This is a genomic window from Streptomyces sp. NPDC102283, from assembly GCF_044766265.1.
GTDB lineage: Bacteria > Actinomycetota > Actinomycetes > Streptomycetales > Streptomycetaceae > Streptomyces.
Genome location: NZ_JBIWLQ010000010.1, coordinates 298,065 through 323,605, shown reverse-complemented (window position 1 = coordinate 323,605; position 25,541 = coordinate 298,065). Strand labels below are relative to the sequence as shown.

Here is a 25,541-nt window from a genome sequence, read left to right as displayed (position 1 = left end):
GGACCGGGATCGCCTCAGCCGGAACCCGGGGCCCGGCTGAGGTGATCCGCCGGAACCCGGGGCGCTGGAGGACGGCGGCGGGGGCTCAGAACCCGCCGCCGTCGAAGCCGCCCCCGCCGAAGCCTCCGCCGTCGCCGAAACCGCCGCCCCCGCCGAAGCCCGAGGCGTCGAAGTCGGAGCCGGAGAAGTCGCCGCCGCCCCAGTCGCCGCCCTCACCGCCGCCGAAGTCACCGCCGCCGTACTCGGAGGCGTACGCCGGGGTGGCGAGCATCGAGCCGAGCATGGTGCCGACCAGGAGGCCGGGGAGCAGGCCGCCGCCGAAGTAGCCGCCCGCCCAGGGGCCGTACGCCGGGCCCGCTTCCCAGTACGGGCGGCGGTTGCCGTCGCCGACGTCGACCGTGCGGCTCATGGGGTCCTCGCCCCGGGTGAGCCTCGCCTCGTCCGCGCCGCAGACCGGGACCTCGCGGGACGCGCCGCCGGACGGGGTCCAGAGCACGTCGGCGACCGAGGGGCCGTGGCGCGGGTCGAAGAAGCACGGCGGGCGGCGGGCCGGGATCTCCGCGCCGGTGCGGCGGGCCTCCAGGACCGCGAGGGAGTAGCGGCCGTCCTCCAGGGACTGGGTGACTCCCCGGACGTCCGAGGGGTGTCCGGCCCTGTCCATCTTGGTCTTGGCGCTCTCGTAGGAGTCCAGGGCCCGTTCGTAGTCGGCGCGCATGGTGTCGTCCGCGCCCGGTTCGGCGGGGTGGAAGTCCAGGCGTTCCAGGGTTTCGCCGTACGCGGTGATGTCCTCGTCGACGACGACGCGGAGCTTGTCGAGCGCGGCGCGCTCCTCTTCCTCCTTGCGGCGCTTGTTGCGGCGGGAGATCGCGTACGCGCCCGCGCCGCCCGCCGCGACCAGCGCGCCGAGCGTGATCAGGCCGCCGACCGGCGCACCGGCCCCGTCCGCTGCGCCCCCTCCGCCGGACCAGGAGGCGGGGGCGGAGCCCCGGGCCTGTTCGACGGCACGGTCGACGAAGGCGTTGAGCTGGGTGTTCGTGTCCCCGGCGGTGGTGGGGTTCTCGACGGAGGCAGTGAGGTTGTCGATCGCCCGGGTGGGCATGACCTGCGGGTCGGCGCCCGCGTCGAAGCCGTCGCCGAGGCGTATCGCGTAGACGCCGGTGATGCCGGTGTCGCTGCGCAGGGTCTCCAGAAGGCCTTCCTCGGGGAAGGCCGGGGTATCGGGGAGGACCGCCACGAACACCGGCTTGTCGGCGTCCGTGATCTTGTTCTCCAGGGCCTTCTCGTCAGCGACGGAGAGCTGGTCGCGAGCGCCCGGGTCCACGTGGACGGGGTCGTCCCGCAGGGCCTGGGCGGCGTCCTGGATGGTCGCGGTGGGCGCGGCCGACGCGGGGGAGGTCAGGGCGAGAGCCGCCGCTGCGAAGATGAGCAGCAGGCCCGCCAGCAGCGCGGGAAAAAGCCTTTTCCTCATACTTAACGCTACTCCAGACGGGCGGCGAACGCCGTCGCCCGCCCGGAGCGCCCCGTTCCTACGCTGCTCGGTACGCCGTGCGCAGCCGGGCCACCGCTCCGGTCAGGTCGCCGGTGAGCAACAGGTGGTCCGCCTCCGCGAACGGCTTCGAGACCTCCTGGGTGAACGTCCCGTCGATCTTCCGCTGGACGAGCAGCCGGGCCCGGTCCACGATCGCCCTGCCCGCCGGGGTCCTCCCCAGGTGCGCCTTCTCGGCGGCCCGGGCGGCGGCGGCGAGGGCCGCGAGGGCCGGCTCCCCACCGGTCGGGGGCTCCTTCAGGGTGGTCAGGCCCCAGCCGTAGGGGAACTGCGGGTCGTACGTCGTGTCCCCCACGTTGATCGGGAGCTGGGCCTGCGACTTCGGCCAGGTCACCGGGAGCTGTCCGGTGAAGGCGCGCCTGCCGTAGAGGACGTCGGCCACACCGTCGCCCTCGGAGCCGGGCAGCCAGGAGGCCACCAGGGCGTCGATCTTCCCGAGCCGGTCGCCGATGAGCTGCGGGCGGCCGGAGACGATGAGGACGGCGCACTTCATGGCGGCGCAGACCTTGTCGACCGCTGCCCGGTCCGCGGCCGTCAGTTCCAGGTCGTGGCCGTTGCCGGCATCGCCGACGCCTTCGGTGTACGGGGTCTCGCCGACGACGACCACTCCGACGTCGTGGCCGTCCGTGGCGGCGGAGGCGTCCTGGGAGAACGTCACGGCCTCGGGGGTCCGGGCCGCCTTTCGCATGCCCTCCAGGATCGTCGTGCCGGTGGTGGTCCTCCCGGAGGAGCCCTGCCAGCTGATGGTCCAGCCACCGGCCTGGTTGCCGATGTCGTCGGCGTTGGACCCGGCGACGTACACCTTCCGGTCCGCCTCGATCGGGAGGACCGAGCCCTCGTTCTTCAGCAGGACCTGGGACTTCGCCGCCGCCTCACGGGCCACCGCTCGGTGCTCGGCCGAGCCGACCTTCTCCAGGTGGGTGGTGTCCGCGTACGGCTTCTCGAAGAGGCCGAGGCGGAACTTCTGGGTGAGGATGCGGGCGACGGCGTCGTCGATCCGGGCCTCGGTGACGCGGCCCGCCGCGACCTCGTCCTTCAGCGTCTTCGTGAAGTCCTGGTACGCGGTCGGGACCATGATCATGTCGAGTCCGGCGTTGATGGACGTGACGACATCGTCGGCGTAGTCGCCGGGAAGCTGGTCGATGGCCTGCCAGTCGCTGATGACGAAGCCCTCGAAGCCCATCCGGTCCTTGAGGACGTCGTTGATCATCTCGGCGCCGGCGTGCATCTTCACCGGGCCCCGGTCGTCGCCCAGGACGTCCAGCGAGGAGTACGAGGGCATGACCGTGCCGACGCCCCGCCTCACCGACTCCTCGAACGGGGAGAGGTGGACGGCCTCCAACTCCTGCCGGGTGACCTCGGTGACGCCCTGGTCGACCGTGTACGAGCCGGTGGTGGAGGAGCCGTACGCGGTGCCGCCGTCGCCGACGAAGTGCTTGGCGCTGCCGAGCACCTTGTCGTTGCGGTGCAGGTCCTTCCCGGACGGGCTGCCCTGCATGCCCTGGATGACCGTCTCCATGGCCTCGACCAGGGCGGGGTCCTCGCCGAACGCCTCGTAGGAGCGGCCCCAGCGTTCGTCGCGGGTGACGCAGACGCAGGGCGCGAAGTCCCACGGAACGCCGGTGGCGCGGACCTCCTTCGCGGTGATCGCGCCGGTCCGCTCCGCGCTCTTCGGGTCGCGGCCCGCGCCGATGCCGATGTTGTGCGGCATGATCGTCGCGCCGACCACGTTGTTGTGCCCGTGAACCGCGTCCACGCCGTAGATCAGCGGGATCTGGAAGCGGGTGGTCCGGGTGCGCAGCTGGTAGGCGTCGGTCATCTTCGCCCAGGCGGCCGCCGTGTTGGGAGTGGGGACCGAGCCGCCGCCGGAGAGCAGTGAGCCGAGGTGGTGGGCGGCGATGTCGCCGGGGGCGCGGAGCGCGTTGCGCTCGGCCTGGGTCATCTGGCCGGCCTTTTCGGCGGGCGACATGCGCGCCAGCAGATCCGCCACCCGCTGCTCCACGGGCAGCTTCGCGTTCTGGTACGGGAGTCCGTGCGCGTCGATGACGAACTGAGGGTTCTCCTCGGGGGCCTTGGCTCCGGTGACGACCAGCTCCAGGGGGATCGTCTTCGCGACGGCGGGCCTCGACGCCTTCGCCGTGCGGACGGTGATCCGGTGGGTGGTGCCGGAGGCGGTGCCCGCGGGGAAGGTGTGGCTGCCGGTGACCGGGGCGTAGTCCTTCCCGGCCTCGGCGGTGCCGCCCCTCGTGGCGTACGTGACGGTGACGGGCTCCTTCGTGGGCGCGGAGCCGGTGGTGGCGACGGAGAGCTCGATCCGGGCGTCTGCGCCGTTCCTCACCGGACGGACCGCCGTGTCGGTGAGGACGCTCGCGGTGAGCGCCGGGGCCGCCTTGCCGTCCGGCTCGACGGCGTCCATCGCGAACGTGCCGGGCACGCCGCCGGGCACGGTGAGTGCGTGGCTCCCCGTCCCGGCGATCCCGAGAGCCTGGTCGATGCCGTGGTCGTCCGCGCCACCGCCCCGGGCCGGCAGGGTGGCCAGCACGGCCGCGGCGGCGAGGGCGGCCGTCACGGTTCTGCTCCGGCGCTTCCGGGGCCGGGAGGGGAGGTGCGGTGTGCGGGGCATCCGGGAGCACTCTCTTCTCGGGGCGGTTGTCCGAACGGGGAGCAGCCCCCGTTCGTGATCGCGATCCGGTCCGGGAATTCGATCAGGAGGGGGAGGTCGCGGGTGATGGACACGACCGAGAAGTCCGACCGTTCCCTCAACTGGACGATGCGGCGCAGGCAGCGAAGCGGTCGGCGGAGATGCCGAGCAACTACCCTTCCCGTGCAGTGCGTTGGCACTTTCTCGGCTCGGGCCGGTGGGCGGCGAGGGCGTCGGGGAACGCGTGTGAGCCGCCACCCGGTGACGGGCGGCGGCTCACACGCGGTGCGGTCCTGGGCGTGCTGCCCGGAGGTTACTCCGTGGGCTCGACGCCCGCGCGCAGCAGTCCGTAGGTGTACGCGTCCTCCAGCGCCTGCCAGGAGGCGGCGATGACGTTCTCGGCGACCCCCACGGTCGCCCAGTCGCCGGTGCCGTCGCCCGTGGTGATGAGCACGCGGGTGGTGGACTCGGTGCCCGTGCGGCCCTCCAGGATGCGGACCTTGTAGTCGACCAGCTCCAGCTTGGCGAGCTGCGGGTAGATCCGCTCCAGGGCGACGCGCAGCGCCCGGTCCAGCGCGTTGACCGGGCCGTTGCCCTCGGCGGTGGCGACGATCCGCTCACCCTTGGCCCAGAGCTTCACGGTGGCCTCGTTGGCGTGGGTGCCGTCGGGGCGGTCCTCGACGATGGCCCGCCAGGACTCCGTGCGGAAGTAGCGCCGGGCCCGGCCCTCGACCTCGCCGCGCAGCAGCAGTTCGAAGGAGGCGTCGGCGGCCTCATAGGTGTAGCCCTGGAGTTCGCGCTCCTTGACCCGCTCCACGACCCGGCCGACCAGGGCGCGGTCGTCGCCGAGGTCGATGCCGAGCTCCTTGCCCTTCAGCTCGATGGAGGCACGGCCCGCCATGTCGGAGACGAGCATCCGCATGGTGTTGCCGACCAGCTCGGGGTCGATGTGCTGGTAGAGGTCGGGGTCGACCTTGATCGCGGAGGCGTGCAGTCCGGCCTTGTGGGCGAAGGCCGAGACGCCGACGTACGGCTGGTGGGTGGAGGGGGTGAGGTTGACGACCTCGGCGATGGCGTGCGAGATGCGGGTCATCTCGGCGAGCGCGCCCTCGGGCAGCACCTTCATTCCGTACTTGAGTTCCAGGGCGGCGACGACGGGGAAGAGGTTGGCGTTGCCGACCCGCTCGCCGTAGCCGTTGGCCGTGCACTGGACGTGGGTGGCACCGGCGTCGACGGCGGCCAGGGTGTTGGCGACGGCGCAGCCGGTGTCGTCCTGGGCGTGGATGCCGAGCCGTGCGCCGGTGTCGGCGAAGACCGTGGAGACGACGGCCTGGACCTGCGCGGGGAGCATGCCGCCGTTGGTGTCGCAGAGGACGACGACCTCGGCGCCCGCCTCGTACGCGGTGCGGACCACGGACTTCGCGTACTCGGCGTTGGCGCGGTAGCCGTCGAAGAAGTGCTCGCAGTCCACGAAGACCCGGCGGCCCTGCTCGCGGAGGTGGGAGACGGTGTCGCGGACCATCTCCAGGTTCTCCTCCAGGGTGGTGCGCAGGGCCAGCTCCACATGCCGGTCGTGTGCCTTGGCCACCAGCGTGATCACCGGGGCGCCGGAGTTCAGGAGGGCCTTCACCTGAGGGTCCTCGGCCGCGCTGCCGCCGGCCCTGCGGGTCGCTCCGAACGCCACGAGCTGGGCGTTCTCGAACGTGATCTCCTGCTGGGCGCGGGCGAAGAACTCCGTGTCGCGCGGGTTGGCCCCCGGCCAGCCGCCCTCGATGTACCCCACACCGAAGGTGTCCAGATGACGGGCGATGGTCAGCTTGTCGGCGACCGTCAGGTTGATGCCCTCACGCTGAGCACCGTCGCGCAGTGTGGTGTCGAAGACATGGAAACTGTCGTCGGTGGCGTTGGCCTTGGTGGTCATGCTGATCTGACTCCTGTCGGATGAGTGGATCCGGACGGTCTGGGCCTGTTCGGGGAACCCGGAACAGGCCCCAGCTCCACTTGCCCCCATCATCTCGCGCGCCTCGCCCCGGCCCGGGTACGGGCCGGAAAACGAAAAAACCCCTCGCGGGTGCGAGAGGTCTGCGCGCGGGTCTGGGGCACGATGGCCGCGCCGTACGGGGTGGTACGGGACGGTCACTGCGGACCGGCGCGCCTGCTGCCAATAATCATGACGAACGAGGACACGGGAGCAGTCTGGCACAGCGTCGGCCCCGTGACGGCGTCGTCTCAGGATGCGGTCGTGATGCTGGACGCACCGCTCAACGGGCGCCCGGCGTCAGCGTCTCGTCGAGGAACTCCGCCGCCTGCGCCAGCACCTGTTCGCGCCCCGTCCCCGGGATGCCGACCGTCACATGGATGCTGAACCCGTCGAGCAGCGCCCGCAGCCGGGCGGCGAACCGGTCGGCGTCCACGGGCCGGAACTCGCCGCGCGATACCCCCTCGGCGAGCAGTGCCACCAGGTCACGGTGCCAGACGCCTTCGATCGCGGCCTGGCGGACGCGGGCGTCGTCGTCGGCGTCCTGCGAGCGGCCCCAGACCTCCAGCCAGAGCGTCCAGTGGGGGTCCCGGTGCCCGGCGGGCAGATAGAGGTCGATGTACGCCTCCAGCCGCTCGCGGGCCGTCCCCGGCCGGGCGAGCAGGGCGCCGCGCTCGGCCCCGAGTCGCCGCTCGCTCCACTCCAGGGTCTGGAGGAGCAGTTCGTCCTTGGTGCGGAAGTAGTAGAGGAGGTGCCCGCTGCTCATCCCCACCTCCCGCCCCAGCCCGGCCATGGTCAGCCCGTCGAGCCCGCGCTCGGCGACGGTGGCCATGGCGGCGGCGAGGACGTCCTCGCGGGGCGGGGCGGCGTGGTGGGTACGACGGGGGGCATGGGTCATGGGTTCGCTCGGACCTTCGGCTGCTGCTGGGTGACGCAGTGGATGCCTCCACCGCCGGCGAAGATCGTACGGGCGTCGACGAGGGCCACCGTACGGTCCGGGAAGAGACCGCGGAAGATCGCGGCGGCCTCCTCGTCGCGCGGGTCGTCGAAGGCGCAGAGGATGACGGCGTCGTTGCAGAGGTAGTGGTTGACGTAGGAGTAGTCGACCCATTCCCCGTCCTCGTCGCACAGGACGGTGGGCGCGGGCACCTCGACGACCTCCAGGGCGCGACCCCTGGCGTCGGTGGCGGCCCGCAGGATCGCCAGGCTCTCCCGGGTGACCTCGTGGTCGGGGTGGGCGGGGTCCGGCTGGGCGTGGACGACGACGGTGCCCGGGCGGACGAAGGCGGCGACGATGTCGACATGGCCGAGCGTGCCGTACGTCCCGTAGTCGCCGGTCAGCCCCCGGGGCAGCCAGACGGCCTTCTCGGTGCCGAGGCGGGCGTGGACCTCCGCCTCGACCTGCTCCCTGCTCCAGCCGGGGTTGCGCTCCTCGCCGAGCTGGACGGTCTCGGTGAGCAGGACGGTGCCTTCGCCGTCCACGTGGATCGCGCCGCCCTCGTTGACGAGCGGGGAGCTGTGGGCGGGGGCGCCGGCCAGCTCGGCGACGGCCCGGGCGATGTGCTGGTCGTGCTCCCAGCGGGCCCATCCCTGGGCGCCCCAGCCGTTGAATGTCCAGTCGACGGCGGCGAGCGTCCGGCCGTCGGTGACGAAGGTGGGGCCGATGTCCCTCATCCAGGCGTCGTCGAGCGGCCGCACGACCAGTTCCACGTCCGGTCCGAGCAGCGCCGCCGCACTCTCCTCCTGGCCAGGCCCGACGACCATGGTCACCGGCTCGAAGCGCCGCACGGCCCGGGCGACACCGGCCCAGGCGCGGCGGGCCTCGTCCAGCTCGGCGTCGGAGGCGAAGGTGGGGTTGGGCCCGGGCCAGGCCATCCAGGTGCGCTCGTGGGGGGCCCACTCGGGGGGCATGCGGAAGGAGGGGGCGGGAGTGAGGGACATGGTGGCTCCTGGTCGCAGTGGTTAGAGTGCCACTCTAACGACATGCCACGCCCGCGCGGAAGCCGTTTCCACATGGTTCGAGCGGCGCTCTATCCTCAGGGCACGGCACTACCAGATGCCGTCGACGACCTCTTCGAGGGCGAGGTGCCACGGTGAGTCCTCGTCAGCGAAGGGGAGCGGGTCGACCGAGGTGATTTCAGCGCGCAGGGCGTCCACGCGTCCCTCGGCCTCTTCGTCGTCGTTCGCCAGTTGCCGGTGCAGCGTCTCGAACCGGGTCAGCGCGTACACAAGGGATTCCACGTCGCGGTGGATCGGTTTGTGAAGCAGTCCGTTCACTCCCTCGCCGAGGGCATGAACGGTCCCTCGGTCCGGGTCGAGGGCGAGCGTGGTGTCGGCGAAGAGTCCGAGCACGAGCCAGTGCCGACAGGAGTCGGGGACGGCGCCTCGGCTGCCGCACCAGCCGACGAGGTCGATGAGGTCGTCCGCGCGCAGGCTCGCCCTCGACATGAACCATTCGGTGTCGGGGAGGCCGATGGTGCTCAGGACGAGCGCTGTGCGGTCGTCGAGCCGGTGGTGCGGCGCTTCGTAGCGGGGGAAGTGGACTACGCCCGTCAGGCCGAACACGGAGCGCACATCGTCGGCGGTGAGGAGGGAGTTCATGCTGGGACCTTCACGTTTCGTGAGGGCGGCCGGAGGCAGCGGCCGCGCCCCGGGCGGGTGGCGGTGGCGGTGCGAACAGTTCCGGTCCCGCCGAATGATCACACCTCTAGGATGAGCACCCGTGACGGCCATGGGAGCACTCACGCCGGCTCACGCACCGGACCGCCACCGAAGGTTCCGTCGCCACCGAGGTAAGGAACTTCATGTGACCAGGCCGATCATTCGGGATGTCTCGATATTGCACGCAAGGCCGCCGCAAATCCTTTTCCTTATCGTTGCACTCGTCGGCGCCGGGTATCTTCTCCTGCCCGACAAGAACGAAGACCCTCTCTACGGAGAGTCTTATATGAGGACATATACGGCGCAGAATCCAGGCCTGCCGTCGTTGCTTCCGGAACGCTTGCCCGAAGGCGTCCGTTTTCTTGGTCATGAATCGACACACATCGAGAACAGGAAGGCCGTTCTGCGCTCCGCCCTGTTCGGGGGCGCCCGCGCGTCCACCGCTCCCGTGCAGATCATGTGCGTCGAATTCCGCGGCAGCTCTTCCGGCTGTCTGGTCGAGAGAGAGCGGCGCACGTCGATCCATCGCGATCAGGGTTTGCTCAGAATCACGGTGACCTTCGGCAACTCCACAGAGGCTCCGGAACATCTTGTCGACTTCTGGGAGTCCGTCCCGCTGTCGGACGACCTCAACGACATTTCCTGGCTCGAGTAACCCCGGAGGCTGGGCCTCGCCCGTTCCGGCGCATGGATCCTGCCGTCAGGGCCCGCATGCCGGAGCATGCAGGCCCTGACGGTCCGGGGACGCGGGTCCCTGAAGGTTGTCCCGCGATTCCCGGCGGGACAGCCCTCAGCCGAGCGGGTGCATCCAGCCGTGGGTGTCCTCGACGACACCGCGCTGGATGTCGAGAAGACGCTCCCGGAGCTTCATGGTGACCTCGCCGGGCCCGCCCTCGCCCTGGGTCCACTCGCCGCCCTCGGACTTGACCAGGCCGACGGGGGTGATGACGGCCGCCGTGCCGCAGGCGAAGACCTCGACGAGGGCGCCCTTCGCGGTGTCGTCGCGCCACTGGTCGATGGAGATCCGGCCCTCCTCGGAGCCGTAACCGAGGTCGCGGGCGACCTTCAGGAGGGAGTCGCGGGTGACGCCGGCCAGCAGCGAGCCCGTGAGGGACGGGGTGACGATCTTCTTCGAGCCGTCCTCCTGGGCGTACACGAAGTAGAGGTTCATCCCGCCGAGCTCCTCGACCCACTTGTGCTCGACCGCGTCGAGGTAGGCGACCTGGGCACAGCCGTGTGCGGCGGCCTCGGCCTGGGCGAGGAGGGAGGCGGCGTAGTTGCCGCCGGTCTTGGCGTCGCCCATGCCGCCGGGGACGGCGCGGACGCGGTTCTCCGAGAGCCAGATGGAGACCGGCTTCACGCCGCCGGGGAAGTAGGCGCCGGCGGGCGAGGCGATGACCAGGAAGAGGTACTCGTTGGCCGGCTTCACGCCGAGGCCGACCTCCGTGGCGATCATGAAGGGGCGCAGGTAGAGGGACTCCTCGCCGCCGTGGGCCGGGACCCACGCCTTGTCCTGCTGCACCAGCGCGTCGCACGCCTCGATGAACGTCTCGACGGGCAGCTCGGGCATGGCCAGGCGCGCGGCCGAGCGCTGGAAGCGGCGGGCGTTGGCGTCGGGGCGGAAGGAGGCGACCGTGCCGTCGGGCTGGCGGTAGGCCTTCAGCCCCTCGAAGATCTCCTGCGCGTAGTGCAGGGTCATGTTGGCCGGGTCCAGCGACAGCGGGCCGTAGGGGACCAGCTGGGCGTCGTGCCAGCCCCGGCCCTCGGTCCAGCGGATGGTCACCATGTGGTCGGTGAAGTGCCGGCCGAATCCGGGGTTGGCCAGGATCGCCTCGCGCTCCGCGTCGGACAGCGGGTTCGAGGAGGGCTTGAGCTCGATCGTGGGCGTCGTCATGAGTGCGTGTCCTTCACCGGTCTTGTGTGTGATGGACCGCGCTCACGCCTGTTCGTGCCCGACGCTGTTCGGCCAGGTCCTAGGACGTCCGAGCTTTACCGCGAGCCACGGCCCCGCGTTCGATTATCACTTGCGGGGGGCCGTGCACGAAATGGTGTGAATGCGGTCCAGGGGTCGATGGTGGCACCCAGGGCCGCACAGGTGAAGCCGCCGGGTGCTTTCGCTGACCCGGCGGCTTCGAAGGGAGTCGTCGGATCAGCCCGCTACGCGTACCGCGAGGGCGTCGCCGATCTCGTCGGTCGTACGCGTGGCGGCCCCGTCGCGCTCCGCGAGATCGGCGGAGACGGCGTCCTCGATGCGCGCGGCCTCGGCCTCGTAGCCGAGGTGGCGCAGCAGGAGGGCGACGGAGAGAACCGTGGCGGTCGGGTCGGCCTTGCCCTGCCCCGCGATGTCGGGGGCGGAGCCGTGGACCGGCTCGAACATCGACGGGAACGCGCCCGTCGGGTTGATGTTGCCGGAGGCGGCCAGGCCGATACCGCCGGAGACGGCGGCGGCGAGGTCGGTGAGGATGTCGCCGAAGAGGTTGTCGGTGACGATGACGTCGAAGCGCTCCGGCTGGGTGACGAAGAAGATCGTCGCGGCGTCGACGTGCAGATAGTCGGTGCTGACCTGCGGATACTCGGCGGCGACCCGGTCGAAGGTGTTCTTCCACAGGTGGCCGGCGTAGACGAGGACGTTGTTCTTGTGGACCAGCGTCAGCTTCTTGCGCGGGCGGGCCGCCGCGCGCTCGAAGGCGTCCCGGACCACGCGCTCGACGCCGTACGCCGTGTTGAGGCTGACCTCGGTGGCGACCTCGGCGGGGGTGCCGGTGCGCAGCGAGCCGCCGTTGCCGGTGTACGGGCCCTCGGTGCCCTCGCGCACGACGACGAAGTCGATGTCGGGGCGGCCGGCGAGCGGGGTCGCGGTGTTCGGGAAGAGCTTGGAGGGCCGCAGGTTGATGAAGTGGTCGAACGCGAAACGCAGCTTCAGCAGCAGCCCCCGCTCCAGGACGCCGGACGGCACGGACGGGTCGCCGATCGCGCCGAGGAGGATGGCGTCGTGGTTCTTGAGGGCTTCCAGCTCCGCGTCCGGGAGGGTGTCGCCGGTGCGGTGCCAGCGCTGGGCGCCGAGGTCGTACTCCTTGGTCTCCAGCTTCACATCCTGCGGGAGGACAGCGTTGAGGACCTTGAGGCCCTGGGCCACGACTTCCTGGCCGATTCCGTCACCGGGGATCACTGCGAGATCGATGCTGCGAGACATGCCGGAAGCCTAACGGTGCGTCCCACCCCATGACATCCGGTGTCCACCATTCGGACGGGACGTAAGGGCGTTCGGGGCGTTCTGGGTGGGGGCGAGCGGTACGCGGGCGGCTCAGTGGCCGGTCGAGCCGCCGTTGTCCCGGCGGTCCAGGGCGCGCTGGAGAGCGGCGGCGGCGTTCTTGCGGTCCGACTCGGACGGACGGGCGGCGTGACGGACGCGACGAGCGGTGGTGGTGGTCATGATGGATCGACTCCTTGAGATCGCATGGACGCCGGGGGCGGGCCGCACATCGCGGTGCGGCGCCGAGGCCGGGCCGGGATCGGATTTCGAGGCGCCGGAAGGGGCGGGGAGCGTACGCCGCAGGGGTTGCCTGCTTCGGGGCGTGCGCCCGCATCCGCCGGTCGCTCGATCGAGCGATTCGTTCGGCTCCTACCAAGCTAGGACAGCGGAGCCGTCCTGTCTCCACAGTTACTCGGACTTCCTACTATCTGAGACGGTCACCTTCGCGCGCTCCGTGCGCAGCTCCCGGATCAACGCCTGCACCACGAGCGATCGCGCCTGCTCAGGAGTGGTGACATAGCCCACCCGACGGGTGGGACGGTCTGGCCCGAGAGCAGTGATCTCCGTTCCGTCGGGTGCTCCGTACAGGGACAGACCGGGCATGATCGCCATGCCGAGGCCGCGGGACACCATCGAGAGCACCGCCCCGTCGTCCTCGGCCTCGACCGTCGCCCGGGGGATCCAGTCCTGGGCCGCCCACCAGTCGCGGGTGTACGAGGTGCAGTTCTCGGCCCAGTCGACCAGGGGCAGCGTGCGGGGCGTCGCGTGTCCGGCCGGGTGCACCAGGGCGTACTCCTCCTCCAGCAGTACGCCTCCGACCAGCCCCGGCGGCACCGGTGAGGTGGTCCCGAGCGTCGCGAGAGCCAGGTCCGCCCGGCCGTCCAGCACCTCGCCGGCCGTACCCCGGCCCACCTCGCGGACCATCCGGACCACCGGCTCGATCCCGGGATGGCGGGCGGTGAGGCGTGCCAGCACCGGTGGCAGCAGGTACAGGGCGGCGCTGCGGAAAGCGGCGATCCGCAGCGGGCCGCCCACCGCGTCCGCACCACCGGACGCACCGCCGGACGCGGCGGCGGCCCCGCGGGCCTCGGCGCCCAGCACTTCGAGCAGCCGCAGGATGCGCCGGGCGTGCCCGGCGGCCAGGTCGCCGGCCGGCGTGGGCGCCGCCCCGCGCCGCCCGCGCTCGAAGAGCACCGCGCCGACCTTGCGCTCGCTGGCGCGTACGGAGTGGGACACGGCGGACTGCGTCATGCCGAGGGTCCGGGCGGCGGCCGAGAATCCGCGTGCTTCGGCGACGGCGGCGATGACGCGGAGCTCCTGCGGGAGGAGGTCGTTCATCGCGCCACCCGCCGCCGGTCCCGGACCCCACGCGGCCCCTCCGGCGCACCGGACACATGAAAGCTGCTCATGGAAACGATTCTTCCATCGACGCCACCCCCTGCCCGACCGCCGTACCCCCTCCTAACCTCAGCGGCATGACGACACAGCGCACCGCCCGCGCCTTCCACCTCGCCGCCCGCCCGCACGGCTTCCCGACAGCGGATCTCTTCGCCGTCGACGAGTCACCCGTGCCGGAACCGGCTCCCGGTACGGCGGTGGTGGAGAACCTCTACCTCTCGGTCGACCCGTACCACCGCGAGGAGATGGACGGCGGCTGGGAGCTGGGGGTCCCGTTGGAGGGCCGCGCCCTCGGCCGGGTGACGGCCTCCCGGGCCCCCGGCCTCGCGGAGGGCGACCTCGTCCTGCACCGCGCGGGCTGGCGGACCCACGCCCTGGTGACACCAGGTGGAGGCGGAACGCGTCCGGTGCCCGCGTACGAGGGGGTCCCGCTCACCGCCCACCTCTCGATACTCGGCGGCACCGGGCTCACGGCCTATGTGGCGCTCACCCGGACGCTGGAGTTCCGGGCAGGTCAGGACCTCTTCGTCTCGGCGGCGGCGGGCGGGGTCGGCACCGCGGTGGGGCGGATCGCGCGACTGCTCGGAGCCGGACGCCTGATCGGGAGTGCGGGAACACCCGCGAAGGTCGCCCGGCTGACCGCGGAGCTCGGATTCGACGCGGCCTTCGACTACCACGACGGCCCGGTCGGCGAACTGCTGGCGAAAGCGGCCCCGGACGGCATCGACGCCTACGTCGACAACGTCGGCGGGGACCATCTGGAGGGCGCGATCTCCACCCTCCGTGAGCACGGGCGGATCGCCTGGGTCGGCGCCATCTCCCAATACCACTCCGCGCACGAACCGCCCGCCGCTCCGCGCAACCTCTTCGACATCGTGGAGAAGAGCCTGCGCCTGGAAGGGGTGCTGGTGCGCAACCACCCGGACGCACAGTCGGAGTTGGACGCGCTGGTGGTGCCGCGTCTGCGCAGTGGGCTGGTCGTGCCCGACGTCACCGTCGTGGACGGTTTCGAGCGGACGGTGGACGGGTTCCTCGGGATGCTGCGGGGCGAGAACACCGGCAAGATGCTGATCCGGATCGCCGACTGAGACCCGCCCCGCCCGTCACAGCAGGTCGCCCTCCCGCCAGTCGAACTGGAGCGGGTCGCCGGGCGCGGGCAGGGGCCGTCCGGCCGCGGGGCGGATGTAGGTGGTGCCCTCCTCCTCGGGCAGCGGGACGGGGCCCGCCGGGCCGAGGGCTGCGAGCTGGCCCGGCCACACCTGCCAGCCGCGCGCCGCGTAGAGCGCCGCGCCGGCGTCGGAGGCGGACAGGGCCCCGAAGTCGTAGGCCGTGTCGACGACACGCTCCAGCGCGGCCATCACCCGGTGGCCGTAACCCTGGCGGCGGTGGTCGGCGTGGACGGCGACGGCCTCGACGTATCCGGCGCGGTAGGAACGGTCCGCGTGCAGGACCCGGCGCTGGACGACGCTGCCGTGGGCGATCAGGAGGCCGTCTCCGGCGCGTACCAGGACGTGGACGCCACCGAGGGAGTGCTCCCAGTCCTCGTCGGCGAAGTCGCCGTCGAAGGCGGTGTCGAGCAGGGCGCGGATCCGGCCCGGTTCGGAGGCGGTGAGCTCGGAGGTGTGGGCGACGCGCAGTGCGGGGGACCGGTCCATGGCCCTGAGCCTGCCAGGCCCCTCCCCCGCCCGACACCGAATATCGACGCCGCGCACGGGCCCGCCCGGACCGTGGTGCGCGGTGGTCCGGGCGGGCGGGGTCGAGCAGCGCCGGTGCGGCGGCGGTGCTGCGGCGGTGGTGACGGTGGCGGCTTGACCGCGCCGTCACGCCGTGCGCGGAGAGACGGTGGCGGCTCAGTACACCGTCACGCCGTACGCGGAGAGCGCCTCGGTGACCGGCTGGTGGATGGCCGAGCCCGCGGTGCCCGAGCAGCCGGAGCTGCCGGAGTGGATGCCGAGGGCGACGGAACCGGCGAAGTGCGCGCCACCGCTGTCGCCGCCGGCCGAGCAGGCGGTGGTGCGGACCATGTTGTAGACGGGTCCGTCGCCGTAGTTGACGGTGACGTTGACGGCGGTGACCGTGCCGGAGGTCACCTTCGTGGTGGATCCGCTCTTCTTGATCGCCTGGCCGACGACGGCGTTGGCGGCCGAGCCGATGTCCTGGGTGGAGCCGTTGTAGAGGTCGACGGTCCCGGCGGGCGACGAGCCGTCCGTGTAGCGGACGATGCCGTAGTCGTTGGTCGGGAAGCTGGTGCCCTCCCGGACACCGACGACCGGACCGCCGGAGCCGGCCGACCAGTTGGCGGAGATGTTGGTGCAGTGTCCGGCGGTCACGAAGTAGCGGGCCCCGCCCTTGGTGACGTTGAAGGCCGCCGAGCAGCGGCTGCCGCCGCCGTAGATCGCTCCGCCGCCCAGTACCTCGCGATGGAAGACGCCCGGTACGCGCTTGATGTCGACCGCGCCGTCGAGCCGTTCCGCGACGGCTTCGAGGCGGGCCATGTCCCGTGCGGAGACGGAGGAGTCGGCCTCGACGGCGACCCGGTTGGTGCGCGGGTCGACACCCCACGAGGTGCCGGTGATCTTGGCCTCGGCCTCCAGGGTCTCCATCGCGGCGCCGAGCTGGGCGGCGCTGCGGGCCACCCGGCGGACGGTGGCCCCGGCGGCGCGGGCCTGCTCCTCGGCCCGGTCGGTGGTGACGGTGACGACCAGCTTCCCGGTCTTCGCGTCGAGGTAGCTTCCGGCGGTGGCGGCCCCGAGCTGCCGCTCGACGGCGGCGTCGAGCGCGTACGCGGACGGGGCGGGGATCGCCGAGGGGGCGGGTGCCGGGGTGTCGGCGGCGGTGGAGGGCGCGGCTCCGAGGGCGCCGGCGACGAGCAGCAGGGAAACGCCCAGGCGCGCGCGGGAGTTGCGTCTCATGGGGGAGCTCCTTCTGGGGTGACGTGTGGGGACGTACCGAGAAGGAATTTGACATGCTCATTACCCAATCCACAAGACCGCCCGACCTGGAGCACACCGGGAGCGTCGGAGGGCGGACAGCCGGTCCCGGTCAGCGGACACTGACCGGGACCGGTCCCGCGCCTGTCCGAAGCACCGCTTCCCCCGGGCCTCCCCCACCGCGCACACTGCGGCCATGTCCGACACGACGCCCACGCACCGGCAGTGGTCGCCCACCCACGGCGACCCGTACCGTCCCGCGCCCTACCGCCCCGACCGGATCGCCCCCGAGGAGTCCCTCGCCCGCGCCGCCCGGCTTCGGGAGCGCATGGACGAGCGCAGGACCGTCCGCGCCTTCTCCCCCGACCCGGTCCCCGAGCAGGTGCTGCGCGACGCCGTCGCGTGCGCGGCCACCGCGCCCTCCGGCGCCCATCAGCAGCCGTGGACCTTCGTCCTGGTCAAGGATCCCGAGGTACGCCGCCGGATCCGGGAGGCCGCCGAGCACGAGGAGAAGGTCAGCTACGACGGGCGGCTCGGCGAGGAGTGGCTCGCCGCGTTGCGCCCTCTGGGCACCGACGCGGTCAAGGCCCACATGACGGACGCGCCCGCCCTGATCGTGGTGTTCCAGCAGCGCTACTGGCTGGGCGAGGACGGCACGAAGCGCAAGCACTACTACGTGGACGAGTCGGTCGGGATCGCGGTGGGCATGCTCCTCACCGCCCTGCACCTGTCCGGTCTCGCCGCGCTGATCCACACACCGAGCCCGATGCGCTTCCTCGGCGAGGTCCTGGACCGGCCCGAGAACGAGAAGGCCTTCGCCGTGATCCCCGTCGGCTATCCCGCCGACGACTGCGAGGTCCCCGACCTGGTGCGCAAGTCGCTGGACCAGGTGTTCGTGGAGGTCTGAGCCGCCGGCCCGGCCAGGGCCCCCGCCTCATGGAAACCGCCCCCCGGCCGGCAGGGGGGCCGGTCGGGGGGCGGTGCTCTGGGGGGTCTTCCGTCGCGGGGAGACCCCGGGTCCGGGGCGTCGTGCTGCGGCGCCCCGGGAGGGCGTCAGCCCTGGTGGGGGTAGGTGTAGTCGGTCGGCGGGACCAGCGTCTCCTTGATGGCCCGGGTCAGGGTCCAGCGCTGGAGGTTCTGCGGGGCGCCCGCCTTGTCGCAGGTGCCGGAGGCACGGCCGCCGCCGAAGGGCTGCTGGCCGACGACGGCGCCGGTCGACTTGTCGTTGATGTAGAAGTTGCCCGCGGCGTAGCGGAGCTTGTCCATCGTGTACGCGGCGGCCGCGCGGTCGCCCGAGATGACCGAGCCGGTCAGCGCGTAGTCGGAGACCGACTCCATCTGCTCCAGCATGGCGTCGTACTTCTCGTCCTCGTAGACGTGGATCGCGAGGATCGGGCCGAAGTACTCGGTCGTGAAGACCTCGCTCTCGGCGTCGGAGCACTCGATGACGGTCGGGCGGACGAAGTAGCCCACCGAGTCGTCGTAGGTGCCGCCGGCGACGACGGTGCACGCCGGGTCGGACTTCGCGCGGTCGATCGCGGCCTTGTTCTTGGCGAACGAGCGCTCGTCGATGACGGCTCCGATGAAGTTCGTCAGGTCGGTGACGTCGCCCATCGTGATCGAGTCGACCTCGGCCGCGAACTCCTCCTTGAAGCCGGAGTTCCAGATGGAGGCCGGGACGTACGCCCGCGAGGACGCCGAGCACTTCTGGCCCTGGAACTCGAAGGAGCCGCGGGTCAGCGCGGTCTTCAGGACGGCGCGGTCGGCGCTGGGGTGCGCGACGACGAAGTCCTTGCCGCCGGTCTCGCCGACGAGCCGCGGGTAGGTGCGGTAGTTGGCGATGTTGTTGCCGACCGTCTTCCACAGGTGCTGGAAGGTGGGGGTCGAGCCGGTGAAGTGGATGCCGGCCAGGTCGCGGTGGTTCAGCGCCACCTCGGAGACGGCGATGCCGTCGCCGGTGACCAGGTTGATGACGCCCTTGGGCAGCCCGGCCTCCTCCAGGAGCTGCATCAGCAGCACGGCGGCGTGGGTCTGGGTCGGGGACGGCTTCCACACCACGACGTTGCCCATGAGGGCCGGGGCGGTGGGGAGGTTGCCCGCGATGGCCGTGAAGTTGAACGGCGTGATCGCGTAGACGAAGCCCTCCAGCGGGCGGTGGTCCATGCGGTTCCACACGCCCGGCGAGTTCGCCGGGGGCTGCTCGGCGAGGATCTGGCGCGCGTAGTGCACGTTGAAGCGCCAGAAGTCGATGAGCTCGCAGGGGGTGTCGATCTCGGCCTGCTGGGCGGTCTTGGACTGGCCGAGCATGGTGGAGGCGGCCAGCGTCTCGCGCCAGGGGCCCGCCAGCAGCTCGGCGGCGCGCAGGATGATCGCCGCGCGGTCGTCGAAGGCCATGGCGCGCCAGGCCGGAGCGGCGGCGAGGGCCGCGTCGACGGCGTCCTGGGCGTCCTGCTCGGTGGCGCCGGCGAAGGTGCCGATGACGGCCTGGTGGTTGTGCGGCTGCACGACGTTCACACGCTCACCGCCGCCCATCCGCTTCTCTCCGCCGATGGTCATCGGCAGGTCGATCGGGTTCTCGCTGAGCTCCTTGAGCTTCAGCTCCAGGCGGGCGCGCTCCGGGGAGCCCGGGGCGTAGGAGTGAACCGGCTCGTTGACCGGCGCGGGGACCTGGGTGACGGCGTCCATGAGTGCCTTGTCTCCTTGATGTCGGCGGGGTGTGGGTCAGCCCGGGGGCTGCTCAGCCCTTGGTGAGGATCGAGCGGCCGAAGAACAGCAGGTTGGCCGGCTTCTCCGCGAGGCGGCGCATGAAGTATCCGTACCAGTCGGTGCCGTACGCCGTGTAGACGCGCATCCGGTGGCCCTCGGCCGCGAGCCGGACGTGCTCGTCGCTGCGGATGCCGTACAGCATCTGGAACTCGTACTCGTCCAGTTTGCGCCCGGTCTGGCGGCCCAGCTCCTGGGCGATGGCGATGAGACGGGGGTCGTGGGACCCGATCATCGGGTAGCCCTCGCCCTCCATCAGGATCCGGGTGATGCGGACGTACGCCTTGTCGATCTCGGCCTTGTCCTGGTACGCGACGGAGGCGGGCTCCTTGTAGGCGCCCTTCACGATGCGTACGCGGCTGCCCGCGGCGGAGAGCCTGCGGGCGTCGTCCTCGGTGCGGAACAGGTAGGACTGGATGACGCAGCCGGTCTCCGGGTAGTCCTTCCGCAGCTCCTCGTGGATGGCGAACATCGAGTCGAGGGTGGTGTGGTCCTCGGCGTCCAGGGTGACCGTGGTGCCGATGGCGGCCGCCGCCTCGACGACCGGGCGCACGTTGGCGAGGGCCAGCTCGTGGCCGTTCTCCAGCGCCTGGCCGAACATGGACAGCTTGACGGACATCTCGGCACGGGTGCCCAGGCCGAGGTCCTTCAGACGCTCGACGAGCTCCAGGTAGGCGTCACGGGCGGCCTCGGCCTGCGCGGGGGTGGTGATGTCCTCGCCGACGACGTCGAGCGTGACCTCCAGCCCCTTGTCCGCGGCGTCCTCCACGATCGGCACGACCTGGTCGACGGTCTCCCCGGCGATGAAGCGGTCGACGACCTGCTTGGTGCCGGGCGCGGCCGAGACGAACCGGCGCATCTTGTCGCTGCGCGATGCGGCGAGAATCACGGGACCCAGCACGGGGCACCTCCACGAATGTACGGACGAAGGGCCGTAACGGCACGAACATGAACGGACCGGTACGGCACGGATAACCACCGTGAAATCTAGGGACCGCTCCGATCCTGTGCCATCGACACCTGTCACGCATCCGTGGCCGCCATCTCAGACATCTGTCTGAAGAAAGGCGGGAAGAGGTGCAGAATGGCGGAGTGACAGGCGATTACCAGGAACTGGTCGACGAGATCTCGGCCCTCCTCGACGCTCCGGCCACCCTGGAGAACCGGGATTTCGGCCTGGTCGCCTTCGGAGCCCACGACAGCGACGACGATTCCGCCATGGACCCGGTCCGCACCCGCTCGATCCTGACCCGGCGCTCCACGCCCGCGGTGCGCGCCTGGTTCGAGGGGTTCGGCATCACCCGGGCGGCCGGTCCCGTCCGGATCCCCGCCGCCCCCGAGGCCGGGGTGTTCCGGGACCGCATCTGCCTTCCCGTACGCCATCGGGGCGTCGTCCTCGGTTACGTCTGGCTCCTCGACGCCGATCCCGGCCCGACCGACGAGCAGCTGACCGCCGCGATGGAGGTCGCCGCCCGGATCGGGGCGCTGCTCTCCGACGAGGCCCGGGCGGGCGCCGACCTGTCCCGGGAGTTCGGGGCGGTGCTCACGGCGGGCCCCGGCAGGCAGCGCGACACCGCCGTCGCCGCGCTGGGCGAGGCCCTGGGGCCGGACGCGGAGGGGCTGCACACGGTGGTGTGCGTGACGCCGTGGGCGGACGACACGCCCTCCGTACGAGGGGTGGCGTCGGCGGCCGCCCTGGCGACGGTCGCCGCGCCGGGGGCCGCCGGGCCCCTGGCCCTGGCCGCGCTCGTACGGCTGCGCGCGCCGGACCGCCTCGACCCGGCCCTGAGCGCCGCGGACCGGCTGCGTACCGGCGCGGACCCGGCCGCCACCGGGGGCATCGCCACGCCGCGCCGGGGCCTGGACGAGCTGACGGTCTCCTGGCGCGAGGCCGCGGCGGCGGCCCGCGCGGCACGGGCCGAGACCCGCCTCGGCCCGGTCGCCCAGTGGTCGGCGATCGGCCCGTACCGCCTGCTGACCGCCCTCCCGGGCACCGGAGGCGACCCCGGGGACCCGGCGGTCGCCTCCCTGCTGACCCCGCTGCACCGGGAGCTGGCGCACACCGCCGAGGTGTTCCTGGACTGCGCGGGCCAGGCGGGCCGGACGGCCGCCGCGCTGGGCATCCACCGCCAGACGCTGTACTACCGGCTCTCCCGGATCCAGCAGATCACCGGCCTCGACCTGAACGACGGCGAGGACCGGCTGCTGCTGCACATGGCGGTGAAGCGGGCCCGGCTGTAAGGGCGTCCACCACCCGTAGGGCCCCGGCGGCGCGACGACTCACGCCGCGTCCGCCCGCCGGGCCTCTCGGGTCTGCCGCCTCAGCTCCACCCGGGCCGCAGGCGTCCAGCCGTCCGGGGTGGACCAGAACGGATGCCAGTGGATGCGGACGGACAGCTGGAGCAGGCGGCGGCGCAGCTCGGTGGCGTGGCGCGGGCGGGGCGCGGCGAGCGCGCGACAGATGTCGTGCCACTCCCGTTGTGCGCGGATCAAATCGTCGGGGAAAGGGAAGCGCTCCATCCTCCAATTAGATCGCATGTTCGAATAACTGCGCCAGCCGGCCGGATCGCCGCACGTCGGCCGACCACAGTGGCCGAGGTCGATGGGCCCCGTCATCGCCGGGGCCCGGCAAGGGCCGGGGCGTCCGTGACGGTCAGCGACGCCCGCTCGGCGGTCTGCGACGCGGTGGTGTCGAGGAGTGGGCTTCCAGTTGGATACGGCCACAGTGGTGCGGATAATCAGCCTGGTCTTCGTGCGCGCACAAGGTGAAGGAGTGGACGGCATGGGTGGTGGAGTGGACTTCGTCGGCGGGCTGCGTGACGACGGCCTGCCGGCAGCCTTGTCGGATCCCACGCGGCTGGCCGCGGTCGCCGCGACGGAACTGCTGGACACCGGCCCGGAAGAGGCTTTCGAGGACCTCGCGACCCTGGCGGCGAGGGTGACCGGCGCGGGGAGGGCGTTCGTGACCCTGGTCGATGAGGAGCGCTCGTTCTGGAAGTCGTGCGTCGGTGTGCGGGCGACGGATCTCGCGCAACGGCAGAACCCGGTCCGGGAGAGCTTCTGCTACTTCCTGGTGGGGCTGGCAGGTGACCCCTTCGTCGTGGACGACGCCGCCGCCGACCCGCGCACGCGTGAGCATCCCTCGGTCGGGCCGATGAACATCGGAGCGTGGGCGGGATATCCGCTCATGAGCCCGGACGGGCAGGTGCTGGGGAGCTTCTGCGTCATCGACGACGCCCCGCGTACCTGGTCGCGGGGCGATCTGAGCACGCTGGCCACGCTCGCCCGGTCGGTCTCCGCGGAAATCCATCTGCGCCAGAGCCTGGCGGCCGCGCGGAAAGCCCAACAGGTCTCCTTGGACCTGGCCCGCTCCCTCCAGCAGGGGCTGCTGCCCCCGGCGCTGGCGCCGGTACCCGGCCTGGACGCCGCCGCCTCCTATCTGCCCGCCTCGGCCAGTGGCTACAGCGGCGTCGAGGTCGGCGGAGACTTCTACGACCTGTTCCACACCACCGGCGACACCTACGGCGCAGTCCTGGGTGACGTCTGCGGCAAGGGTGTGGAGGCGGCGCAGGTCACCTCGATGGCCCGCTACACCGTGCGCGCCGACGCCGGGCAGAGCCTCACCCCCGCCCTCCTGCTCGACCGGCTGAACAGGGCGATGCTCGCCCAGCGGTCCCCACGCTTCCTCACGGCCGCCTACACCACCTTCCACACCACTCCCACCGGCCTGTCCGGGCGGATCGCCCTGGCAGGGCATCCGCCCGCTCTCCTCCGCCGGGCGAACGGCGAGGTCCACCAGCTCGGACGAGCCGGAACGCTCCTGGGCGTGCTGGAGCAGGTCCACCTCACCGATGTCGACTACCAGCTGTTTCCCGGGGACCTTCTGCTGCTCTACAGCGACGGGGCGTGCGAGGCGCGGCCCCGTCCCGGAAACACCGGCCAGGAGGCTCACGGCGTGTTCGGCGAGGACGAGCTCGTCGGCGCACTGGCCGCCACCCATGCGCTGGACGCCACGGCCACCGTCAGACATCTCACCGAGGTCCTGGCCGCACATCACGGTGGCTGGGCCAGCGACGACACCGCCCTGCTCGCCCTGCGCGTCCCCCCGGACGCCTGACGGGCCGGCCGCCCGGAAGTCCGCGCGGGTGTCCCCGTCTTCGTGCCGGCCCGATGGACGCCCGATCGGCGGGCCCGTCACTTGCCGAAGCGGCGTTCCCGGTTCGCGTACGAGCGCAGCGCGCGCAGGAAGTCCACGTGCCGGAAGGCCGGCCAGTAGCAGTCCACCCAGTGCATCTCGGCGTAGGCGGACTGCCAGAGGAGGAAGCCGGACAGCCGCTGCTCGCCGGAGGTGCGGATGATGAAGTCGGTGTGGTCGGCGACGGGCGAGTAGAGGTGCCGGGAGATGTCGTCGATCCCGAACCGGGCGACCAGCTCGGCCGGGTCGCCGCCGGCCGCGATGTGCTCCTCGAAGGCGCTCTTCACCGCGTCGACGATCTCGCGCCGTCCGCCGTAGCCGACCGCCACGTCCACCTTGAGGCCGCCGCGCCCGGCCGTGGCGGCGGTGGCCTCCTTGAACACCCGGGCGCTGGCGCCGGGCAGCATGTCGAGCGAGCCGATCGCCCGGACCTCCCAGTCGCGGCCCTCGGCGGTGATGTCCCGCACGGTCTCCTCGATGACCTCGATCAGCGGGCCGAGCTCTTCGGCGGGGCGGCCCAGGTTGTCGTCGGAGAGCATGAAGAGGGTCACGTGCTCGATCCCGGCGGCCGTGCACCAGCCCAGGAACGTGGTGACCTTGGCGCCGCCCGCCCGGTAGCCCTCCCGGACGTCCGTGTGCCCGGCCTTCCGGGCCCAGCGCCGGTTGCCGTCGACCATGATCCCGACATGCTGGGGGCGCGGCAGGCCCACCAGGGTGGCGGCGAGCCGACGCTCGTACACCGCTTCGATCGGCCGTCGGAGGAACAGGGGAAGCAGCTTCATGGGCCCACTTCATCACAGGACCGCCGGTGCCGGAGGCCCCCGCCGGCGGCCCCGGTCGCCTCCGGCGCCTCCCGGCCGGTCCTCACAACGGGCCGTCCCCGTCGTCCGGTTCGGTGATCGGACGGTCGCTGACCAGGGCGGCCAGCACCAGCGGCGCGTCGCCGTCGCTGTGACCCACGGTCAGGGCGATCCACCGACCGCCGGGGGCGACCGGCCCCCAGACCACCAGGTCTCCGTACAGATCCTCGGCGAACAGCGCCTCGAACAGCGGCTCCACGGGCGTCCCGGCCTCCCGCCGCAGCAGCGCCACATGCAGCCGCACCGGCCGGTGCGGGCCCCAAAGCTCGTCCAACGCCCCTGCCAGCGAGCCCAGATGGCCCTCGGCGGCCTCCTCGGCGTCGTTCCACTCGGGGGCGTAAACGCCCGTGAGAGGGTCCCCCTCCCAGAGCGGCACGATCCGGAAGCCCGCTCCGACGGTCACCGTCCATTCACCGGTGGCCGGGTCGCCCTCGGCGGCCGTCGGGCCGGTCGCCGGTACGGGCGCGGCGAGCAGCCCGGTCACCTCGGCCGTCGCGCGCTCCGCGTCGAAGTCCTCGCCCGCCCGGCAGGTCACAGGACCGCCCGGTCCATCGGGCGGGGCAGTGGCTCCAGTGCCCCCGCCTCACGCAGCCGCTGGTACACCCGCACCACGCCCGCGCTGTCGCCCGGGGCCGCGATGCTCAGCAACTCCCCGCCGTCGGGCAGCGGTTCGCGGACCACCTCCAGGCCGTCGGGGACCAGGGCGGCACGGGCCGGCGAGAGGTAGCCGGTCCGGCCGACGACCGGGTCGCCGACGGAGTACCCGGCGTCGTCCTCCAGCGCGTCCAGCACGTCGTCGTCGCTCACGTCGCCGAAGTCCGGTTCCCACACCCGGGCGACGAGCGACAGGAGCGCCTCCTCGGGGACCACGGCCCCGTCCGGGGCGTGCAGGATGATCGCGAGCGACTGGAGCAGGAACTCCGGGGCCCCTCCGGCCAGTCCGCTGACCTCGGCCTCCCAGCCCGGCGCCCCCGTGCCGACGAGCCGCAGCCCGGTGCCGGTGAGGTCCGACCAGTCGGCCGCGCTCTGGGCGGTGCGGAGCGCGCCGAGCAGGGCGTCCCCATCGGAGGTGAAGGCGGTGGCGTGCCTGTTCCCGTGGACCTGGCTCCAGGCGTCGGCCGCCTGCGGGACCAGCTCGGCGAACCCGTCGAGGGTCCGCCGCCACCGGTCGGCCAGCGCCTCGGCCGGCTCCGGCCGGGGGCCCCAGAAGCCCCGCACTACACGTCGCATGCTCGTCTCTCCTCCGTCGGCCGGCCCACAGTGCGCGGTCCATCCGGCCGGACGGCGGCCGGGATCACCACGCGTGCAGGCTACAA

General features: G+C 72.0%; 23 protein-coding genes. 5 read left to right on the top strand and 18 right to left on the bottom strand.

All coding sequences use genetic code 11. The annotated features are described in order from the left end of the window. Positions 1-85 precede the first annotated feature (85 nt). The 6 genes from ACIRJT_RS21855 to ACIRJT_RS21830 all read right to left on the bottom strand — a co-directional run bounded on the left by ACIRJT_RS21855 (position 86) and on the right by ACIRJT_RS21830 (position 8,766). The gene (locus tag ACIRJT_RS21855) at positions 86-1,468 is read right to left on the bottom strand and encodes a hypothetical protein (RefSeq protein WP_403911519.1); all 1,383 of its coding nucleotides are present in this window, start codon (positions 1,466-1,468) and stop codon (positions 86-88) included. A gap of 58 nt (positions 1,469-1,526) precedes the next feature. Then, positions 1,527-4,115 carry a glycoside hydrolase family 3 N-terminal domain-containing protein gene (locus ACIRJT_RS21850; RefSeq protein ID WP_403911517.1) on the bottom strand — a complete coding sequence of 863 codons (2,589 nt, stop codon included), beginning with the start codon at positions 4,113-4,115 and terminating at the stop codon, positions 1,527-1,529. 385 nt (positions 4,116-4,500) lie between these two features. Then, the gene (gene cimA / locus ACIRJT_RS21845) at positions 4,501-6,108 is read right to left on the bottom strand and encodes a citramalate synthase (RefSeq protein ID WP_403911515.1); all 1,608 of its coding nucleotides are present in this window, start codon (positions 6,106-6,108) and stop codon (positions 4,501-4,503) included. Between the two features lie 340 nt (positions 6,109-6,448). Further along, positions 6,449-7,063 carry a TetR/AcrR family transcriptional regulator gene (locus ACIRJT_RS21840; RefSeq protein ID WP_403911513.1) on the bottom strand — a complete coding sequence of 205 codons (615 nt, stop codon included), beginning with the start codon at positions 7,061-7,063 and terminating at the stop codon, positions 6,449-6,451. Then, positions 7,060-8,106 (bottom strand): agmatine/peptidylarginine deiminase, encoded by a 1,047-nt coding sequence (locus tag ACIRJT_RS21835; protein WP_403911512.1) that lies wholly within the window; start codon positions 8,104-8,106, stop codon positions 7,060-7,062. Before ACIRJT_RS21835 ends, ACIRJT_RS21840 begins: the two co-directional genes overlap by 4 nt. Positions 8,107-8,214: 108 nt before the next feature. After that, positions 8,215-8,766 carry an SUKH-4 family immunity protein gene (locus tag ACIRJT_RS21830; RefSeq protein ID WP_403911510.1) on the bottom strand — a complete coding sequence of 184 codons (552 nt, stop codon included), beginning with the start codon at positions 8,764-8,766 and terminating at the stop codon, positions 8,215-8,217. 205 nt (positions 8,767-8,971) lie between these two features. Between ACIRJT_RS21830 and ACIRJT_RS21825 the strand changes: the two genes are divergently transcribed. Further along, positions 8,972-9,481: a hypothetical protein gene (locus tag ACIRJT_RS21825; protein WP_403911508.1), complete on the top strand. Its 510-nt coding sequence runs from the start codon at positions 8,972-8,974 to the stop codon at positions 9,479-9,481. Positions 9,482-9,616: 135 nt separating this feature from the next. Here the strand turns inward: ACIRJT_RS21825 and ACIRJT_RS21820 are convergent, their stop codons facing one another. The 4 genes from ACIRJT_RS21820 to ACIRJT_RS21805 all read right to left on the bottom strand — a co-directional run bounded on the left by ACIRJT_RS21820 (position 9,617) and on the right by ACIRJT_RS21805 (position 13,417). Beyond that, positions 9,617-10,720, bottom strand: coding sequence for a branched-chain amino acid aminotransferase (locus tag ACIRJT_RS21820; protein ID WP_403911506.1), 1,104 nt, complete (start codon positions 10,718-10,720; stop codon positions 9,617-9,619). A gap of 255 nt (positions 10,721-10,975) precedes the next feature. Next, the gene (locus tag ACIRJT_RS21815; RefSeq protein ID WP_402096129.1) at positions 10,976-12,019 is read right to left on the bottom strand and encodes a 3-isopropylmalate dehydrogenase; all 1,044 of its coding nucleotides are present in this window, start codon (positions 12,017-12,019) and stop codon (positions 10,976-10,978) included. A gap of 111 nt (positions 12,020-12,130) precedes the next feature. After that, on the bottom strand, positions 12,131-12,259 hold the full coding sequence (locus ACIRJT_RS21810) for a hypothetical protein (RefSeq protein ID WP_402014444.1): 129 nt from the start codon (positions 12,257-12,259) through the stop codon (positions 12,131-12,133). Between the two features lie 228 nt (positions 12,260-12,487). After that, positions 12,488-13,417, bottom strand: coding sequence for a LysR family transcriptional regulator (locus ACIRJT_RS21805; RefSeq protein WP_403911504.1), 930 nt, complete (start codon positions 13,415-13,417; stop codon positions 12,488-12,490). 137 nt (positions 13,418-13,554) lie between these two features. On the opposite strand from ACIRJT_RS21805, the gene ACIRJT_RS21800 reads away from it, so the two are divergent. Continuing rightward, entirely contained in the window at positions 13,555-14,565 is a 1,011-nt protein-coding gene (locus ACIRJT_RS21800) for an NADP-dependent oxidoreductase (RefSeq protein WP_403911502.1), read from the top strand. A 15-nt stretch (positions 14,566-14,580) separates the two neighbouring features. Here the strand turns inward: ACIRJT_RS21800 and ACIRJT_RS21795 are convergent, their stop codons facing one another. After that, complete coding sequence (locus ACIRJT_RS21795) at positions 14,581-15,132, bottom strand: GNAT family N-acetyltransferase (protein WP_403911500.1); 552 nt, start codon at positions 15,130-15,132, stop codon at positions 14,581-14,583. 195 nt (positions 15,133-15,327) lie between these two features. After that, positions 15,328-16,389, bottom strand: coding sequence for a S1 family peptidase (locus ACIRJT_RS21790; protein ID WP_403911498.1), 1,062 nt, complete (start codon positions 16,387-16,389; stop codon positions 15,328-15,330). Positions 16,390-16,603: 214 nt separating this feature from the next. On the opposite strand from ACIRJT_RS21790, the gene ACIRJT_RS21785 reads away from it, so the two are divergent. Continuing rightward, on the top strand, positions 16,604-17,314 hold the full coding sequence (locus tag ACIRJT_RS21785) for a nitroreductase family protein (RefSeq protein ID WP_403911497.1): 711 nt from the start codon (positions 16,604-16,606) through the stop codon (positions 17,312-17,314). A 146-nt stretch (positions 17,315-17,460) separates the two neighbouring features. Here ACIRJT_RS21785 and pruA read toward each other — a convergent pair whose 3' ends face one another. Both pruA and ACIRJT_RS21775 read right to left on the bottom strand, forming a co-directional pair. Beyond that, positions 17,461-19,092, bottom strand: coding sequence for an L-glutamate gamma-semialdehyde dehydrogenase (pruA, locus tag ACIRJT_RS21780; protein WP_403911495.1), 1,632 nt, complete (start codon positions 19,090-19,092; stop codon positions 17,461-17,463). 52 nt (positions 19,093-19,144) lie between these two features. Beyond that, positions 19,145-20,071 (bottom strand): proline dehydrogenase family protein, encoded by a 927-nt coding sequence (locus ACIRJT_RS21775; RefSeq protein ID WP_403911493.1) that lies wholly within the window; start codon positions 20,069-20,071, stop codon positions 19,145-19,147. Between the two features lie 191 nt (positions 20,072-20,262). Here ACIRJT_RS21775 and ACIRJT_RS21770 point away from each other — a divergent pair, with 191 nt between their 5' ends. Continuing rightward, positions 20,263-21,411, top strand: a complete 1,149-nt coding sequence (locus ACIRJT_RS21770; protein ID WP_403911491.1) for a PucR family transcriptional regulator — start codon at positions 20,263-20,265, stop codon at positions 21,409-21,411. A 39-nt stretch (positions 21,412-21,450) separates the two neighbouring features. On the opposite strand, the gene ACIRJT_RS21765 is transcribed toward ACIRJT_RS21770, so the two are convergent. Next, entirely contained in the window at positions 21,451-21,690 is a 240-nt protein-coding gene (locus ACIRJT_RS21765; protein WP_403911489.1) for a hypothetical protein, read from the bottom strand. Between the two features lie 262 nt (positions 21,691-21,952). On the opposite strand from ACIRJT_RS21765, the gene ACIRJT_RS21760 reads away from it, so the two are divergent. Then, positions 21,953-23,287 carry a PP2C family protein-serine/threonine phosphatase gene (locus ACIRJT_RS21760; protein WP_403911487.1) on the top strand — a complete coding sequence of 445 codons (1,335 nt, stop codon included), beginning with the start codon at positions 21,953-21,955 and terminating at the stop codon, positions 23,285-23,287. Between the two features lie 77 nt (positions 23,288-23,364). Here ACIRJT_RS21760 and ACIRJT_RS21755 read toward each other — a convergent pair whose 3' ends face one another. From ACIRJT_RS21755 to ACIRJT_RS21745, 3 genes are all read right to left on the bottom strand, one after another. After that, positions 23,365-24,147: an isoprenyl transferase gene (locus ACIRJT_RS21755; RefSeq protein WP_097872023.1), complete on the bottom strand. Its 783-nt coding sequence runs from the start codon at positions 24,145-24,147 to the stop codon at positions 23,365-23,367. 82 nt (positions 24,148-24,229) lie between these two features. Next, positions 24,230-24,760 carry a hypothetical protein gene (locus ACIRJT_RS21750; protein ID WP_403911485.1) on the bottom strand — a complete coding sequence of 177 codons (531 nt, stop codon included), beginning with the start codon at positions 24,758-24,760 and terminating at the stop codon, positions 24,230-24,232. Beyond that, the gene (locus tag ACIRJT_RS21745; protein ID WP_403911483.1) at positions 24,757-25,455 is read right to left on the bottom strand and encodes an Imm52 family immunity protein; all 699 of its coding nucleotides are present in this window, start codon (positions 25,453-25,455) and stop codon (positions 24,757-24,759) included. Before ACIRJT_RS21745 ends, ACIRJT_RS21750 begins: the two co-directional genes overlap by 4 nt. Between the last annotated feature and the right edge of the window lie 86 nt (positions 25,456-25,541).

What these genes read in the sequence shown, in the direction of transcription:
- ACIRJT_RS21745 (WP_403911483.1), bottom strand. Translation starts at nt 25,455, where the DNA reads ATGCGACGTGTAGTGCGGGGCTTCTGGGGCCCCCGGCCGGAGCCGGCC.
- ACIRJT_RS21810 (WP_402014444.1), bottom strand. Translation starts at nt 12,259, where the DNA reads ATGACCACCACCACCGCTCGTCGCGTCCGTCACGCCGCCCGTCCGTCC.
- ACIRJT_RS21840 (WP_403911513.1), bottom strand. Translation starts at nt 7,063, where the DNA reads ATGACCCATGCCCCCCGTCGTACCCACCACGCCGCCCCGCCCCGCGAG.
- ACIRJT_RS21805 (WP_403911504.1), bottom strand. Translation starts at nt 13,417, where the DNA reads ATGAACGACCTCCTCCCGCAGGAGCTCCGCGTCATCGCCGCCGTCGCC.
- ACIRJT_RS21760 (WP_403911487.1), top strand. Translation starts at nt 21,953, where the DNA reads ATGGGTGGTGGAGTGGACTTCGTCGGCGGGCTGCGTGACGACGGCCTG.
- ACIRJT_RS21795 (WP_403911500.1), bottom strand. Translation starts at nt 15,132, where the DNA reads ATGGACCGGTCCCCCGCACTGCGCGTCGCCCACACCTCCGAGCTCACC.
- ACIRJT_RS21855 (WP_403911519.1), bottom strand. Translation starts at nt 1,468, where the DNA reads ATGAGGAAAAGGCTTTTTCCCGCGCTGCTGGCGGGCCTGCTGCTCATC.
- ACIRJT_RS21785 (WP_403911497.1), top strand. Translation starts at nt 16,604, where the DNA reads ATGTCCGACACGACGCCCACGCACCGGCAGTGGTCGCCCACCCACGGC.
- ACIRJT_RS21790 (WP_403911498.1), bottom strand. Translation starts at nt 16,389, where the DNA reads ATGAGACGCAACTCCCGCGCGCGCCTGGGCGTTTCCCTGCTGCTCGTC.
- ACIRJT_RS21830 (WP_403911510.1), bottom strand. Translation starts at nt 8,766, where the DNA reads ATGAACTCCCTCCTCACCGCCGACGATGTGCGCTCCGTGTTCGGCCTG.
- ACIRJT_RS21765 (WP_403911489.1), bottom strand. Translation starts at nt 21,690, where the DNA reads ATGGAGCGCTTCCCTTTCCCCGACGATTTGATCCGCGCACAACGGGAG.
- ACIRJT_RS21800 (WP_403911502.1), top strand. Translation starts at nt 13,555, where the DNA reads ATGACGACACAGCGCACCGCCCGCGCCTTCCACCTCGCCGCCCGCCCG.
- ACIRJT_RS21755 (WP_097872023.1), bottom strand. Translation starts at nt 24,147, where the DNA reads ATGAAGCTGCTTCCCCTGTTCCTCCGACGGCCGATCGAAGCGGTGTAC.
- ACIRJT_RS21815 (WP_402096129.1), bottom strand. Translation starts at nt 12,019, where the DNA reads ATGTCTCGCAGCATCGATCTCGCAGTGATCCCCGGTGACGGAATCGGC.
- ACIRJT_RS21820 (WP_403911506.1), bottom strand. Translation starts at nt 10,720, where the DNA reads ATGACGACGCCCACGATCGAGCTCAAGCCCTCCTCGAACCCGCTGTCC.
- cimA (WP_403911515.1), bottom strand. Translation starts at nt 6,108, where the DNA reads ATGACCACCAAGGCCAACGCCACCGACGACAGTTTCCATGTCTTCGAC.
- pruA (WP_403911495.1), bottom strand. Translation starts at nt 19,092, where the DNA reads ATGGACGCCGTCACCCAGGTCCCCGCGCCGGTCAACGAGCCGGTTCAC.
- ACIRJT_RS21835 (WP_403911512.1), bottom strand. Translation starts at nt 8,106, where the DNA reads ATGTCCCTCACTCCCGCCCCCTCCTTCCGCATGCCCCCCGAGTGGGCC.